12 protein-coding genes are annotated in these 17,215 nt (G+C 37.3%); 9 read left to right on the forward strand and 3 right to left on the reverse strand.

The features are described from left to right. Positions 1-34: 34 nt before the first annotated feature. Genes purF through purE form a run of 3 tightly spaced genes read right to left on the reverse strand, consistent with a single transcriptional unit; the run spans position 35 to position 2,722 of the window. On the reverse strand, positions 35-1,468 hold the full coding sequence (gene purF, locus EDC37_RS05765; RefSeq protein WP_132548850.1) for an amidophosphoribosyltransferase: 1,434 nt from the start codon (positions 1,466-1,468) through the stop codon (positions 35-37). Between the two features lie 32 nt (positions 1,469-1,500). Continuing rightward, positions 1,501-2,211: a phosphoribosylaminoimidazolesuccinocarboxamide synthase gene (gene purC, locus EDC37_RS05770; protein WP_132548852.1), complete on the reverse strand. Its 711-nt coding sequence runs from the start codon at positions 2,209-2,211 to the stop codon at positions 1,501-1,503. Between the two features lie 22 nt (positions 2,212-2,233). After that, positions 2,234-2,722 (reverse strand): 5-(carboxyamino)imidazole ribonucleotide mutase, encoded by a 489-nt coding sequence (gene purE / locus EDC37_RS05775; protein WP_132548854.1) that lies wholly within the window; start codon positions 2,720-2,722, stop codon positions 2,234-2,236. Between the two features lie 346 nt (positions 2,723-3,068). On the opposite strand from purE, the gene EDC37_RS05780 reads away from it, so the two are divergent. From EDC37_RS05780 to EDC37_RS05820, 9 genes are all read left to right on the forward strand, one after another. After that, positions 3,069-4,298: an aspartate kinase gene (locus EDC37_RS05780; protein WP_132548856.1), complete on the forward strand. Its 1,230-nt coding sequence runs from the start codon at positions 3,069-3,071 to the stop codon at positions 4,296-4,298. Positions 4,299-4,311: 13 nt separating this feature from the next. Beyond that, the gene (thrC, locus tag EDC37_RS05785; protein WP_132548858.1) at positions 4,312-5,808 is read left to right on the forward strand and encodes a threonine synthase; all 1,497 of its coding nucleotides are present in this window, start codon (positions 4,312-4,314) and stop codon (positions 5,806-5,808) included. A 500-nt stretch (positions 5,809-6,308) separates the two neighbouring features. Continuing rightward, positions 6,309-6,932, forward strand: a complete 624-nt coding sequence (locus EDC37_RS05790; protein ID WP_132548860.1) for a DUF47 domain-containing protein — start codon at positions 6,309-6,311, stop codon at positions 6,930-6,932. After that, the gene (locus tag EDC37_RS05795) at positions 6,925-7,920 is read left to right on the forward strand and encodes an inorganic phosphate transporter (protein WP_132548862.1); all 996 of its coding nucleotides are present in this window, start codon (positions 6,925-6,927) and stop codon (positions 7,918-7,920) included. Before EDC37_RS05790 ends, EDC37_RS05795 begins: the two co-directional genes overlap by 8 nt. Before the next feature lie 94 nt (positions 7,921-8,014). Continuing rightward, positions 8,015-9,637, forward strand: a complete 1,623-nt coding sequence (locus tag EDC37_RS05800; protein ID WP_330998878.1) for a nucleoside kinase — start codon at positions 8,015-8,017, stop codon at positions 9,635-9,637. A gap of 30 nt (positions 9,638-9,667) precedes the next feature. Next, a complete protein-coding gene (locus EDC37_RS05805) occupies positions 9,668-10,681 on the forward strand; it encodes an HlyD family secretion protein (protein WP_165874468.1) in 1,014 nt (337 codons plus the stop codon). Between the two features lie 47 nt (positions 10,682-10,728). Continuing rightward, positions 10,729-14,277, forward strand: coding sequence for a chromosome segregation protein SMC (smc, locus tag EDC37_RS05810; protein ID WP_132548865.1), 3,549 nt, complete (start codon positions 10,729-10,731; stop codon positions 14,275-14,277). Then, on the forward strand, positions 14,278-15,192 hold the full coding sequence (gene ftsY, locus EDC37_RS05815; RefSeq protein ID WP_132548866.1) for a signal recognition particle-docking protein FtsY: 915 nt from the start codon (positions 14,278-14,280) through the stop codon (positions 15,190-15,192). Positions 15,193-15,482: 290 nt separating this feature from the next. After that, positions 15,483-17,138: a reverse transcriptase domain-containing protein gene (locus tag EDC37_RS05820; protein ID WP_132548868.1), complete on the forward strand. Its 1,656-nt coding sequence runs from the start codon at positions 15,483-15,485 to the stop codon at positions 17,136-17,138. The last annotated feature ends 77 nt before the right edge of the window (positions 17,139-17,215 follow it).

The raw sequence follows: 17,215 nt of genomic DNA on the forward strand, positions 1-17,215 counted from the left end.
TCCGTGCCAACTATAGCTGACACGGAATCCGTATTCATTTTTTCAAATGTTCAAATACATATTTATCGGCACCAACTGTATCGTTTTTAGGCGACTCAACAGGATAATAATTATTGAAGCAAGCACAGCACATATCATCACTGCTAGCTGATTGGATGCTTGCCTTCAAACCTTCCAATGACAGGAAATGCAAAGCATCAGCTTTTATATATTCGCGTATTTCCTCTACTGTCTTTGTTGCCGCAATCAATTCTTTACGGACAGAAGTATCTATCCCATAATAGCAGGGATAACCTATCGGTGGGGAACTAACGCACATGCGAATAGACTTCGCCCCTGCTTTACGCAGCATGCGTACAATTTTCCCACTAGTAGTGCCTCTAACAATAGAATCATCTACCATTATTATGTCCTTATCCTTAACCACGGAAACGATAGGGTTAAGTTTTAATTTAACCGCAATATCCCGTTTCTTTTGCGTAGGCTGGATGAAAGTACGGCCGATATATCTATTTTTTATGAGCCCTTCTACAAAAGGAATTCCCGATTCATAAGCAAAACCCGTAGCTGCGGTAGTTCCCGAATCCGGTACGGATATTACAATATCACCTTTAAATTTTGATTCTCTGGCGAGGATGCGTCCCATCATGAAACGGGCTTCATGTACACTCTGTCCGTCTATAATACTGTCCGGACGGGCAAAATATATATATTCAAAGATGCATGCAGCCTTTTTTTCGACTGTAGCAAATTTATAAGACTTCAAGCCATGTTTATCAATTACGACCATTTCACCTGGTTCAACATCACGCACATAATGTACGCCAGCGACAGAAAGTGCACATGATTCAGAAGATAAAACCCATGTGTCCCCAGCCCGGCCTATACATAAAGGTCTAAAACCATGCGGATCACGAGCGCCTATTAATTTATCCTCTGTCATAATTGTAAGGCAATAGGCACCTTCAATTTTTTTCATGCTTTCTATAATCTTATCTTCTATAGAAGCTGCCTTGGAACGGGCGATAAGATTGACAAAGACTTCAGAGTCTATGGAAGTTTGAAAAATATTTCCTTGCTCTTCCATTTCCCGACGTATTTGTGCAGCATTGGTAAGATTGCCATTATGCGCTAAGCTGATCTTACCTCCGGCATAATTGACCATTAACGGCTGCGTGTTAGCCAGCAGACTGGAGCCGGTAGTTGAATAACGAACGTGACCGACAGCAATGTATTGGTTATCCATATGGGGAATCTGGTGACGGAAAACTTCATTTACCAGTCCCATACCGCGGGAAACATCCATCCATGCACCATCGGTTACAGCGATACCAGCGCTTTCCTGACCGCGATGCTGTAAGGCATAAAGCCCTAGATAAGTCATCATTGAAACATCTTCAGTATGCGAGTACGCGCCGAAAATGCCGCATTCTTCATGCCACTTGCTTGATGCGGAAATATCAGCCATCTATTTATTTCTCTCCTATGTTGAACTCTATGTTAAACTTGTTTACCAGTTAGACGGTGCAGAATTTCTTTATAAGCATCTTCGACATGTCCCAAATCTCTGCGGAAACGGTCCTTGTCAAGCTTTTCATGAGTTGTGCTGTCCCAGAAACGACAGTTATCAGGAGAAATTTCATCACCTAAAAGTACTTTTCCATGATAGCGGCCAAATTCAAGTTTGAAATCGATGAGATCTATATTTTTAGTTTTTAAATAATCAGTCATAATTGAGTTGATCTTCAAACCAGCTTTTTCAATCTGTGCCAGTTCGTCTTCTGTTGCCCAGTTCATTGCTTTAATGTGGAATTTATTGACCATAGGGTCGTTTAGTTCATCACATTTGTAATAATATTCAAGTATAGGGGTAGACATCTTTGTGCCTTCTTTAAGACCGAGGCGTTTGGCAAGACTTCCTGCTGCTACGTTACGAAGCACTACTTCTAAAGGAATTATGTCAAGTTTTTTCACGATCATTTCTCTGTCACTAGGCATATTGATGTAGTGGTGTTCGATGCCTTGTTTGGCAAGCATATCAAAGAAAAATGCGGAAATTTTGTTGTTTAAAACGCCCTTCCCAACTATTGTGCCTTTTTTGGCACCGTTGCCGGCAGTAGCATCGTCCTTGTAATAAACAAGAAGTTCATCAGGATTATCTGTGGTATAGACAGTCTTAGCTTTACCTTCATATAACTTTTTTTTACTCATAATAACTCCCCCTGTAATAATCTTATTGTAATTCGCTAGCGACTTTAGCTGCCTTAGCTTCCACTTCTTTAGCCATCTGTAGACGGTAATCAGAAAGTTTTTGGCGCAAAACAGGATCACTTAATGCGAAAATTTCTACTGCGAAAATGGCAGCGTTTTTAGCACCATTTATCGCCATGGTAGCAACAGGAATACCCGAAGGCATCTGTACCGTACTTAAAAGAGCATCCATTCCGTTTAATGCAGTTGCATTTATGGGAACACCAATTACAGGAAGTGTTGTATAAGAAGCTATAACGCCTCCTAGATGAGCCGCTGCACCAGCTGCAGAAATAAAAGCCCCAATGCCGCGTTCCTGAGCCGTAGAGACAAATTCACGTACTCTGGATGGAGTGCGATGAGCTGAAGCTACAATAACTTCTGTCTCAACATTGAAATCATGCAATAATTTAATTGCTGGTTTCAAGACTGGTAAATCTGAATCGCTGCCCATTACAACAGCCACTTTCATGAGATCTCCTCCTAGAAATAATATTACTACCTTTCAATAATAGCAAAACAGACAGAAAACTGCAATATAATATAACAGTTTCCTTGTATTTTAAATATTATTTTCACTGGCTTTAATAATATGTTAGAATAATATTTAAGTTAATTGAACTTTAATGCAATTATTTTTATGCCTATTTAGGTAAAAATGCAAGGATTGATTTTTTTATGGGCAAATGGTAATATTTTTTGCTATAACATCTATACACAATGAGAGATTGTGTTGTATAATGTAACAACTGCTACACTTAGCGATGCATTCATCGATGCAGGTCTTTCGCTAAATTAAGTGATTTAGGGGGATAATAATGGCATTGATTGTAAAGAAATTTGGCGGCAGCTCTGTAGGCACTACAGAGAAGATAATGAATGTCGCCAAGCGTATAGTTAACGAAAAAGGAAAAGATGATAAGGTAGTTGTTGTAGTGTCCGCAATGGGAAACACTACCGACGAATTAATAGAGTTGGCTAACAAAATTGACAGTAATCCGTATAAATATACGCGAGAAATGGACATGCTGCTCACTACAGGTGAACAAGTATCCATATCACTTTTAACTATGGCCTTTAAGTCATTAGGAGAAAAAGCTGTATCATTGACCGGTTCTCTTGCAGGGATAAAGACCAATGCAGTCCACACAAAAGGGAAAATTTTGGATATAAAACCGCAGCGTGTTTTGGATGAACTCGATAAAGGTAATATTGTCATTGTCGCTGGTTTCCAAGGATGCGATCAGTTGGGCGACCCTGTAACTTTAGGACGTGGCGGTTCTGATACTTCTGCTGTCGCTCTGGCCGGCGCTTTGCATGCGGATTCTTGTGAAATATATACCGATGTTGAAGGTATTTATTCAGCAGATCCCCGAATAGTCAAGAATGCCCGTAAAATGAAAGAGATAACTTACTACGAAATGCTCGAAATGGCTCGGCTTGGCTCTGGTGTCATGCAGCCGCGTTCTGTTGAAGTCGGCCAATTAATGAATATTCCTATTCATGTTAGATCTACCTTTACCAATAAACCCGGTACAATAATTAGGGAGGAATATACGATGGAAGAAAAAGGGTTCGTAATAAGAGGCGTAAGCCATGATGATAAAGTAGCTAAAATAGCCGTATTGGGAGTTCCTAATAATCCCGGTATTGCCTATTCCATTTTCTCGGCCCTGGCAGAAAAAAGTATTGATGTTGATATGATAGTACAAAGTATCCGTAATATTGAAAAAAATGTCACTGATATGGTGTTTACCGTAGCTTCCGAAGATCTCAGTACTGCTAAGGAAGTAGTGGATAAAGCAGCTGGTGACCTCAACGCAATTGGTGTATTGATTGAAAAAGATGTAGCCAAGGTTTCCATTGTCGGCGTAGGCATGTTGGGCAGCCCTGGCATTGCGGCTAGAATGTTTGGCGCATTGTCGAAAGCGGGAATCAATATAGACGTCATAAGTACATCAGAAATAAGTATTTCCTGCCTTATCAAGAGTTCTTCTTTGAAAGAAGCCGTAAATATAATCCATAATGAATTTTTCCCAGAAGGCTGAGAAAGGATCAAACATGAAATACACCAGCACCAGGAGTAAGAATGACCATATTGATGCCGCTCAAGCAATTATAAAGGGAATAGCCGCTGATGGTGGTTTGTTCGTCCCTGATGAGATTCCCCAGATAGATAATGCATTTTTGATGGAGCTCTTATCATCTTCGTATCAGGAACGTGCTTCCAAAATATTGTCCTTATATTTACCTGATTATACTGATGCAGAAATAAGTCATTGCGTGCAAGCTGCATATACTAATAAAAAATTTGATACACCCGCCATAGCACCGCTTACGAAGCTAGCAGACGGAAAATATATACTGGAGCTTTGGCATGGCCCGACCAGTGCGTTTAAGGATATGGCTCTGCAATTACTGCCCCAGCTCATGTCAACGGCTTTGCAAAAAACGAAGCAGAAAAATGACGTTGTCATTCTTGTGGCTACCTCTGGTGATACAGGAAAGGCTGCACTGGAAGGTTTCTGTGATGTGCCTAAAATTAAAATTATTGTTTTTTATCCCCAACATGGTGTCAGCCATATGCAGCGTCGTCAAATGATAACGCAAAAGGGAAATAACGTCGCCGTAATTGCTATTGAAGGCAATTTTGACGATGCCCAAACGGGAGTAAAAAATATTTTTAATAACAAACCCTTAAATAAAGAATTACACGATGAAGGATATGAACTTTCCTCTGCAAATTCCATAAATTGGGGCAGGCTTTTACCACAGATTGTCTATTATTTTAGTGCGTATTGCGAACTGGTAAAAGATGGCTCAATTAAGCTGGCAGAAAAAGTGAATTATTCTGTGCCGACAGGTAATTTTGGCGATATTTTGGCCGGCTATTATGCCAAAAGAATGGGTTTGCCTATAAATAAATTAGTATGTGCCTCTAATTCAAATAATGTATTGACCGACTTTTTTACTACAGGTAAATACGATCGAAACCGTGAGTTTTTTAAAACTATTTCCCCGTCTATGGATATATTGATTTCCAGCAATCTGGAACGGCTTTTATATCATATTACCGGGGATGCGGCAAAAATAAAAACATGGATGGACGAACTTAATGAGAAGGGCAGTTATACTGCGGACAAACAATGCATAGCACAGCTTCAAGAAATATTTGCCGCAGGCTGGGTCGATGAAAAACAGACCTTGACGGCGATAAAAGATGTCTATGATGCCTATGACGGCTATACTATTGATCCGCATACAGCTGTTGCCTGGCAGGCTGCGCAGAATTATCAGCAGCGCACAGGGGATATGACACCGATGGTAGTCCTCTCAACGGCCAGTCCTTATAAATTCAATGACAGCGTATTGACAGCATTGCATGCTGATACCGGTAATGCTGATGATTTTGCTTTGCTCGATATGTTGCAGACATATAATAAATCATCTGTGCCAGCAGGATTGGCATCATTGAAAATAGCAGCTATACTACATAAAAAAACATGTACCAAGGAAAATATGGCTGCGGAAATAAAAGATTATTTAAAACACTGCTAACTACTCCAGTGACATTAGGTTCTACTAAAAACTGATAGTAAAACAGACGCTTATTTTATATTAGCGCCTGTTTTTTTATGAAATACTACTAAGAATACAGAAAAAAATGAGCTGAAAAGTAAAAAAAGTGTTATTATTTTATTAAAGCATTGTAAAGTCATTTTTTTACTGTCATAGTATCTTTTTTCCTCTTAAAAGCTATATTCGATGGGAACATTTTGGCGGGGCAGTATAAAAACAAACGTTAAAAACAGCCGTTTTTTCTTGAAAATCTTAGAGCGGGGGCGTTTACAACAGTTAGTTAGAAAATATGTAGGGGATATGGACAAATTTAATTTATATGGTTAAACTATATAATAGTATCGCGGGTAAAATATAATATTGCATCAGTGTGTCTATATATTGTAAAATAATTATTAATATCTTGTAAAATAATTATTGATAATAATTGTTTACCAAAGACAAAATAATATTTGCAGGTGCAACTTGGGAGGAAGTTTATGTTTCTTGTAAAAAGAAATACAGAATTTTATGATCTATTCGCGCGAAGTGCTGAGTATTTTCATCAAGGCGCCCTAATCATTAATCAAGTGATGACGGATTATAGCAGGGCTGAAGAAAAAATGAAAACAATAACTGAACTCGAACATGCCGCCGATGATATCAATGATAAGATTATTGAAAAGCTCAATCACACATTTATTACCCCAATAGACAGAGAAGATATTTATGCCATCGCTAACGGGCTGGATGATGGTGTCGACTTTTTACAAGGAACTTTGCAGCGTGCTATAATGTACCGGATAGATACTATTCGGCCGACGGCGCTGCAAATGTCGCAGCTTCTTATTGAAGCGACGGTTGATATTGCTGAAGTTTTTAAGCTCTTACATAAACTTCAACATAATGAAGATAAAATTCTGGAATACACAGCAAGAATATCCAAGATTGAAAGTGCAGGTGATAAGCTTTACCGTGAAGAAGTCGCGCAGTTATTTGCTACGGTAAAGGATCCTATTGAAATAATAAAGTGGAAAGATATTCTCGAATATCTGGAAAATACGCTGGATCATTGCGAATCTCTGGCAGATATGATAAGAGGCGTAGTAATGAAATATGCATGAATTCCAGATATTAATTATACTTATTATTCTCTTGGCATTGCTGTTTGATTTTATAAATGGGTTTCATGATACAGCAAATGCTATTGCGACTTCTGTTTCTACAAGGGCGATAAGTCCCCGCACTGCAATAGTAATGGCAGCCTTCCTTAATTTTTGCGGCGCCATGTACAGTACAGGCGTTGCCCATACCATTGGCGGTGACATAGTCAAATCAGCTGAGCATGTTAATGAGTTGATTTTGATTGCGGCCTTGGGTGGTGCTATTATATGGAACACGCTGACATGGTGGTTGGCTTTGCCAAGCAGTTCCTCACATGCATTGGTCGGTGGCATAATAGGTGCCGTTTTGGTATCTACTGGCAGCAGCGGCCTTAATTTTGTGGGCATAGGTAAGATAGTGCTTTCTTTAGTTTTGTCACCTGTTATAGCTGCCGCTACAGGATGTGTGGTCATGACTGTTTTATTCATGGTATTCGGCCGATGTAAACCTTCATCGATAAATAATAAATTTAAAAAAGCACAAATTCTCTCCGCAGCCATGATGGCCTTTTCACACGGCTCAAATGATGCCCAGAAATCAATGGGGATCATTACACTCGCTCTTTTAAGTGCTGGCTACCTTCAAGTATTCGATGTACCGACGTTTGTAAAGATCATGGCGGCTATCGCTATGGCATGTGGTACAGCTGTGGGCGGTTGGAAAATAATAAAAACAGTTGGGGGAAAAATATTTAAACTCGAACCAATAAGTGGTTTTGCTGCCGATTTAAACTCATCTATTATAATTTTCTCGGCAACATTGATGGCCTTACCTGTAAGCACTACGCATGTAGTTTCCGGCTCCATAATGGGTGTTGGTACAGCTAAAAGGGTTAGGGCAGTACACTGGGGTGTTGCTAAACAGATGTTTATAGCGTGGGTTTTGACTATCCCTTCGACAGCTATTGTTGCTGCAATTATTTATAGAGTATTAAAAATCTTTTTTTAAAAAAAACATATTGATTATAAAATGATGAAAGTCTAAAAAGGTATGTCTATACGCTGATTTAGGCTTTTATTTATGGGAAAAGGAGTTGAACGCAGTGTCCACAGAACATATAAATAGTAAAGTACGTCATATGCTTGCTAAAACGGATGAAGCTTATGTTCGCCCCATAACGGCGTTAAAAATAGACAACACCCTAAAAGATCTCCAAACTGATGTAAAGGATTATAAGACCTTAGAATTAGTAGACATGAATAGTACAGAGGGTGTAGTCATCTATAGACGGAGCGTACTCTTTTTATTGATGGCCGCGATGCAGGAAATCTCACCGGAGGCAGAAGTAATCGTTGAGCATTCCGTGAATAACGGTATTTATTGTAAAATATTGCCTGAATCATTGGTCACTGCGGATAACATAGAGAAATTGTCAGCAAAAATGCGTGCCTTAATTGCTGCTGATCTTCCTATTGTTAAACAATCATTGAATAAAAAAGACGCGGTCTGCCTTTTTCACAGGAATAAGCAAGATGCTAAAGCAGATCTGATAAAATCTTTAAAACAGGATCGTGTCAGTATTTATTCCTGCATAAACTACTATGATTATTTATACGGGCCGATGTTACCGAAAACAGGTGAACTCGGTCTTTTTGCCATAGATTTTTACCACCCGGGCATCGTAGTGCGCACACCGGAACTGCCGTTCCCCTCTGAATTGCCGCCTAAAGAAAAACAGGAGAAACTTTCCGCACTTTTGACAGAAGCCGATCACTGGGCTAATATATTGCATTGTGATTACGTAAATGAATTGAATAACTACATAAAAAATCATCATGCTGGTGAATTAATACGTATTTCGGAAGCACTGCAAGAGAAAAAAATAGCTTATATAGCTGATATGATAACTCAAAGTACGAGCAAACGACGCGTTATTTTTATTGCCGGGCCTTCTTCCTCCGGCAAGACAACGTTCGCCCAGCGTTTACGTATACAATTGTTGGTAAACGGCCTGCGGCCTGTTTCTTTATCAATGGATGATTATTTTTTAGACCGTGAGTTCACTCCTTTTACAGAAAAAGGCGAATATGATTTTGAAGCGTTTGAAGCCATTGATAGTAAACTGCTGAATAAACAAATTTTAGATCTTTTAGCAGGAAAAGAAATAACTATGCCTAAATATAATTTTATTACAGGAAAAAAAGAATGGTCCGGCCGCAAACTTTTGCTGCTGCCTGACCAACCTGTCATAATTGAGGGCATACATGGTCTTAATCCCAATTTGACTAAAGCACTTCCTGAGGATAAAATATATAAAATCTATATAAGCGCTTTAACACAGCTCGGTATAGACAGCCATAATAATATTCCTACCACCGTAGCGCGCCTTATTCGGCGCATTGTGCGCGATTACCAATTTCGCGGATCTTCAGCACTAAAAACAATAAAGCAATGGTCTGAAGTGCGTGCTGGTGAAGAAAAGAATATTTTTCCTTATCAGGAAAATGCAGATATTATGTTTAATTCTGCGCTTATTTATGAACTTGCCGTATTAAAAAAATATGCATATCCATTGTTGGAAAAAATAAGTGATGAAATACCTGAACACAGCACGTCCAGACAGTTGCTTGATTTTTTAAATTTTTTCCAGGATATCAGCAATGAAGATGATATACCTAATAATTCTATCTTACGGGAATTTATCGGCAAGTCATGCTTCTTTTGAAATGGCAGATAACATTCAGGAGGGTTAATTTTGGAAATTGATATCAGTCGTAAAGTAAGTTTCGTTATAAAATTTGCATTGCCGGCCATATTGCTGGTGATTGTCCTTTTAAACTTATGTATATGGTTATACGGACAATATAATGCTTATCTTACCTTTTATGATGCACGTGTAGCAGGAACATTTTTACAAACAAAAACTCTAACTGATGGAACGTTGGAAAAGTTTCTGGTTAAGGATGGCGAAGATGTCACTGCCGGACAGGCACTGGCTCAAATACAGCCAAATGTAACACAGGATGATATTAATAAATTGCAGCAGAGTGTTGATCAGGCACAGCAGCAATATGATAATATGGTTAGTTTAAACCAACAGGGATCGACGAGGGTTGTAACACAACCGGCAGCCGCTGCACCTGCTCCGGCTGCTGATGACAGCCAGTATCAGTCTGCCCTTGCCAATGAAAGCAAGATGAAAAATCTTTACGATTTGGGAGCAATAAGCCGTAATGAATACGATAATGCAGTATCTGCGGCAGAATCAGCGAGAGCTTCTATGAATCAAGGCAGTGGAGCACCTGCTCCTGCCACGACTACAAGCGTAGTAAGCGCACCTAGTGGCGTTACGCCGGACGATTTACAAATGGCCCAAACACGACTAAATCAGGCAAAAATGGCGCTCGAAGAAGCACAGAAGAATACAGGACTCACCGAACTATATGCTTCAGCTAATGGTACCGCTTATTATACGGATGTAGAAGAAGGCAGCAATTTATCTGCCGGACAAAATGTTTTGGATATAGCTACTTCCAACTATTTATGGCTGGAAATAAAAACTACAGAAGAACAGGCAAATAAATTAAAAGAAGGCGCTTATGCCGAATGTACGATAAACGGTAATATTATAGGCGGCACTGTTGCCCAGATAGTTGCACCAGACGGTGATGAACCTAAATATACTGTAAAGATATTTATCCCTTCCGATAAAATGGGCGGCATAAAACCAAATATGATTGCGACGGTAAAGATACCGATAAAAAAATAGACGTGATTCCGATTTATACAGATAAAAAAGACAGCAGGTGAGAATATTTGCTATTAAAAAGACTAGAAGCATATGGCTTCAAATCGTTTGCTGATAGAATCGAAATTGAATTTGACAGAGGAATCACAGCAGTGGTAGGGCCTAATGGCAGCGGTAAAAGTAATATAACGGATGCTATCCGCTGGGTGCTTGGTGAACAAAATATCCGTAACCTGCGCGGCAGTAAGGCCGAAGATATAATATTTGCCGGCAGCTCTGCAAGAAAACCAGCCGGTATCGCGCAGGTTTCCCTGACGTTTGACAACGAAGATGGTAAATTACCGCTTGAATTTCAAGAAATAACTATTTCCCGTCGACTTTTCCGCACGGGGGAGAGTGAGTTTTATATCAATAAAGCCCGTTGTCGTTTAAAAGACATATACGGACTGTTTGCAGACACGGGAATAGGCAGGGACTCGATAAGTGTCATCAGCCAAAATAAAGTAGATGAAGTACTTAATGCCAAACCAGAAGATCGCCGTCTTTTATTTGAAGAATGTGCCGGTATAACAAAATATCGTGACCGTAAGCGGGAAGCGGTCAGGAAACTGGAAAGTACACAGCAGAATGCTCTGCGGATCAATGATATCATACTGGAAATAGAAAAACAGCTTGCCCCGCTTTCGTCGGAAGCGGAGCGGACTGCACAGTATAATGAATTAAAAGCGCAATATGATGATTATAGGTTATCATATATATTATGCAGTTATGAAAATTTTTCGGCAAAAGAAAAAGAATACAGCCAGCAAATTGAGCAATTACAGCAGCAAAAAGTAGCAATAGATACTGAGCTAAAAGCCTTTGATGCGGAAAACGCGTCGCTCGAAGAAGGTACAGCTGTTTTAGAAAAAACACTTACCGATGCGCAGCAACACAATAGAAAATTGGCAGAAGAAATAGACCGCAATCGCAATAAATGCACTGTACTCGAAGAACGCATAAAGCAAAACAGCCATTCGATTACCACTATGAAAGCCGCTATAGACTTAGTATGCTCACAGAAAAAAACCGCAGAGGAAAAGCTTGCGGCATTAAGAACATATCTTGAGGATGCTGACAAAAAAAAGGCTGTACATCAGGCTGAACTTCTTGCTGCTCAAACTGCTGTAAAAGATATTGAAAAAGAAATAACTGATAAAGAAACAGCTCTGCAACAATACCGACTTCAGTTGGAAGAAAAACGCCGTATACGTGAAGAACAACAGCACCAGCTTATTATGTTACAGCATGATTTAACAGAAAAGAAAAATGTGCTGGGAGAAAAAGAAAATCTTCTCGCTAAAATTGAAAATGACAGCAAGGCAATAAACAGACAGCTTGAACTGCTTAATAAAGAATTGGCAGCTGCAAATACAAGTAAAAAAGATATTGGACAGATAATTGCGTCTTTGCAAGACGAAAGAACGGATACGGAAAATAAATGCCGCTTGGCAGAGACGGAATGCAATGGTTTAGCGCAGGGAATTGATAGAACCAAAGAACGTATAAAAATTCTTACCAATATGCAAAAAGCATATGAAGGTTTCGGTAATGGCGTAAAAAGCGTATTAACGAGTAGAGAACAACTTTGGTATGAGGGAATCTGCGGCTCAGTAGCCGAACTTATCTCTGTACAGCAACAATATGTAACCGCTATACAGGTAGCTTTGGGCGGTAGTATGCAGAATATAATCACAGAAGATACGGAAACTGCAAAAAAAGCCATCATTTTTTTAAAGAGAAATAAACTTGGTCGTGTCACTTTTTTACCGATATCCGTTATTAAACCGCATAAAATTATGCAGGAAGATCTGACTGGTTTTCCCGGGTTTATCAATTACGCGGACAAGCTTGTAGAAACAGACAATAAATATAGAAAAATAATAGAAAATCTCTTGGGCAGGACTATTGTCGTTGATAATATAGATAATGCCTTAATTTTAGCTAAAAAGAAAAATTTTTCGGTTCGCATAATTACCCTTGGCGGCGAAATAATCCATGCGGGTGGTGCCATGTCGGGCGGCAGCATAAGGCGGGAAATAAGTTTTTTAAATCGCAATGAAGAAATAAAGCTGCTTATAGGGAATAATGAAACAGCTGTAAATAAGCTCCTTTTGGCAAAAACCAAACTTAGTCAATTGATGGCTAATTCATCTGCCTTGGAAAAAAAGATAAAGATTGAACAAGAAAAAATGCAGCAATGCATACTTCTCTGTACAGAAAAAGAGATAAAGGCTACTCATTTACGTACAGACCAAGAGCGTGTTAATTCTGCTGTAGCAGAAACAATAGCTGCTATTTCTACAATAAAATCTACTATTAGCGGCTTAGAAGAACGTTGCCAAAAGCAAAGTTACAACAATAAAGAAAAATCAGCTGACAATACCGAACCCGCAGCTGAACAACTGGTACAGGAATTGTCACTTTGTAAAACAAAACGCACAGAGCTGCAAGAGAAGTTATTACAACAAACATCTTCCTTCGCTTCGTTTCAACAGACGTTAAAAGGAAATGTAGAAAAAATGGACTTAATAGCAGCAGAATGCAGCCGGTACGAAGAATCCTTGCAGAATAATCACACTGAGCAGCTTAGACTGCAAACTGTAATCGATGAAAGTGTCCAGGAATTACAGGAATTGCAGATTTCCAATAAAAATTTACAGCAATTGCATGCATCCGGCCGGCAAGAATATGATAAAATATATGCAGAGCTTATGGATAAACGCGTAAAGAATAAAGAACTGGTAAATAAACGTAAACAAACTGTAGAAAAGATGTCTTTACTCCAGGAAAATATTCATCAGGCAGATATAAAAATAACTAAAATTTCTTTTGAATTGGAACAATGTGAAAAAAAGCTGCAAGAAGAATATAATCTTTCACCACAAGAGGCATTAACACATAAAGTTGATGTTGAAGCAGCAATATTATCAAAAGAAATAAAAAGGCTGCAAACAGAAATAGCTGCTATAGGCACTGTTAATCCAAATGCTATCAAAGAATATGATAGCCTGCATGAACGTTATCAATTTATGAAAACACAGCTCGAAGATTTATTGACTGCCAAAAATAATCTTCAGCAGATAATAGAACAAATGGATATAACGATGACAAAGCAGTTCAAAGAAGCTTTTAATCAAATTGGCCAATATTTTAACACTATTTTTGAAAAATTATTTGGCGGTGGTAAAGCGCAATTATTGCTGACCACACCAGAGGATGTACTTTCTTCAGGCGTGGAAATAATCGTGCAAACTCCGGGTAAAAAGAACCAAAACCTGGCATTACTTTCTGGCGGTGAACGCACCCTTACCGTTATAGCATTATTGTTTTCCTTTTTGCAGTACAGGCCGGCTCCTTTTTCTGTACTTGATGAAATAGATGCACCGCTTGATGAGGCAAATATAAAGAGATTTGGTGTATTTCTGAAGGATTATGCCGTAAATACACAATTTATCATTGTAACCCATCGTAAAGGAACGATGGAGGCAGCAGATGTAATGTATGGCGTTACCATCGAGAATGCCGGTATTTCCAAGATAGTATCGGTAAGAATGGAAGAAAGGGACAATAAATAAATGGGATTTTTTAACAAATTAAAAAGCAGCCTTACAAAAACAAGAAAATCTTTTACGGAAAAAATAGAACAATTGGTAATTGGCTATGCTGATATAAATGAAGAATGCCTTGATGAATTGGAGGAAATACTCATTTCTGCCGATGTAGGGGTACATACAACCATGAAACTTATGGATGATGTGCGCGCTGGCATAAAAAAGAAGGAAATCAATTCTCCACAGGATTTGCAACCTTTCTTGATAAAACGTATTGGTGAAATCCTTTCAACAGGAGAAGACAAAGCTTGTATTGCCCAAACAGGGCCTACCGTATTACTCGTTATTGGCGTAAACGGCGTAGGTAAAACTACTACAATAGGAAAGCTTGCCAAATATTATAAGAACAAAAATAAATCGGTAATTTTGGCAGCGGCTGATACCTTTCGTGCTGCTGCTATAGACCAGTTGCAAATTTGGGGAAATCGTGCCAATGCTGATGTGATAGCGCATACAGAAGGCGCTGATCCTGCTGCGGTAGTATTTGATGCTTTAAAGGCCGCGATATCCAGAAAAGCTGATATTTTGATCATCGATACTGCAGGACGCCTTCATACAAAAGCAAACCTGATGGATGAGCTCAATAAGATTTATCGGGTTATAAAACGAGAAATACCTGACGCTCCACATGAAACCCTGCTCATCTTAGATGCCACCACCGGACAAAATGCTATCCATCAGGCAGAACTTTTTACAAAAGCTGCGCCTATCTCAGGAGTTATTTTAACAAAGCTTGATGGTACTGCTAAAGGTGGCGTCGTCATAGGTATAAAGGAACAATTAGCAATGCCTGTAAAATGGATTGGCGTCGGTGAAGGAGAAGATGATCTGCAACCGTTTGATGCCGAAGATTTTGCTACAGCTTTATTTGAAAAATGAATTGAGTACGACATGTAACAAATTTTTGATTTTCAATACTTCTAGCCATATATATGTGAATGATAAAAATGTATATGACCGTAAAAAACGTATTATTTACTATTATGGCATTTCTGCGGTATTGGATTTTATTTAAGCGTAAACATACAATAAAACAGTGGATGTAAAATATATCTTAAACATGAGATAATTCCTTTAGAGTTTTCAGGACAGGTCGAAAAACTCGAAAAAATCTGAAAGGGGATTTTTTCATAAGTGCTATATAAATGATATGAGAGGATTTATTATTCGTGAGTGATTTAAAGGAAAAGATAAAATTAGCATATAAAAAATTAAAATCAGCAGTATATTATGATAAAAACCAATTGATATTACGTAATAAAATAGTTGACTATGAAAAAAAATTGGATTTTTCTAATGAAAAAATTGATAAAAAATTAGAGAAAATTATTGAAGTATTGAAGTCAGATAAGGAAGAAATATGGACATCATATATTAAAAAGAACTTAGACAAAATAGATACGCATTATTTTCCTAAAAAAATAAAAAACAAAAATAAAAGTGAAGATATTATAATTAACAAATATTCTCAAGATATAGTTTTGACTGAGGTTCAAAAGTTTATTGACATAAATGTTGAATCCCAAATTTTAGGTATCCTTTGGGTAATGACAGTAGGCGAGGTATTAGATGAAGAAATTTATGAAAATTCATATGGAAATCGATTAAAGAAAACTATAGATATTAAAAATAAGAAAGATATTATAGAAGAGGATAAATCACCACGTTTATTTTCTCCGTATTTTTTACAATATGAAAAATGGCGAAATAACGCCTTAGAGGTCGCAGAAAATATCTTAAAAAATAATCAAGATGCTATTATCTTAACATTGGATTTTCAAAGATTTTATTATAATATTGATTTATTAGAAAAAGATAAAGATGATTATTATAATCTATATACAACCAAGAATGGAAAAGATACCTCAGTAAGAAGATTAAATGAATTCGTCTTTGAAGTAATAAGCAAATATAGTGAAAATAATAGGAAAAGTTATAAATTTTTGCCGATAAATTTTTATCCATCTAATATAATTTCGAATTACTACTTAAAAGAATTTGATAATAAGTTGATTGAGCGTTGGAATCCCAGTTATTATGGGCGATATGTTGATGATATTATTATTGTCGATAAGGTGGAAAAAAATAGTCAGTTATATTTAAAAATGAAAAAGAATCAATTGGATAAGGCGTGCATAATTAATTATTTTCTATGTGGGTGTAATGGAAATAAAAATGATGAATGCTGTAAAAAAAGCGCTAAAGAATTTGATTCAAGTTTATTAAAATTTGATGAAAAAGAAAAATATTATTATGTGAATGAGAACATTATAGAAAATAGAAGAAGACAATTAAGAATACAAGATCAAAAAGTTAATATATTTTATTTTAACGAACTAGGTTCGAATGCGTTACTAGATAAGTTTAAAAAGGAATTACGTAAAAATACTAGTGAATTTAGATACTTACCAGAAGATGATGCAACGTTAGTAAATAATGATTATAGTGAAATATATGATTTAAAAAACAATGATTCAATCAATAAATTAAATTCTATTGAAGATATCCAAATTAATAAATATTCCTTATCTAAATATTTAGGAAAATTAACAAGAATAGATTTGCTTATTGATGATACAAACAATAATAAATTTTACGCAGATATTTTAAAAATTTTTGATAATAAAAATATAGTTTTAAATTATATGACATGGGAAAAAGTATTACAGATTTTTTTAACGAACAAAAAATTTGAAATAGCTAAAAAATATATTTTGAGCATAGTACAAATTATATCTGAAATAAAATATACAAATGAAAATCAAGATAATAGAACGTTACGCAAAACTTTGATGTTATATTTATACCGCTCAATGTCAAGGTAGTTGTCAGTAATTCTTCAAATTTTATATGTGCATCTACTGACTATGCTCCAGATTCGACTGTATGTTCGAAGTGGGCA

The organism is Pectinatus cerevisiiphilus, from assembly GCF_004341685.1.
GTDB lineage: Bacteria > Bacillota > Negativicutes > Selenomonadales > Selenomonadaceae > Pectinatus > Pectinatus cerevisiiphilus.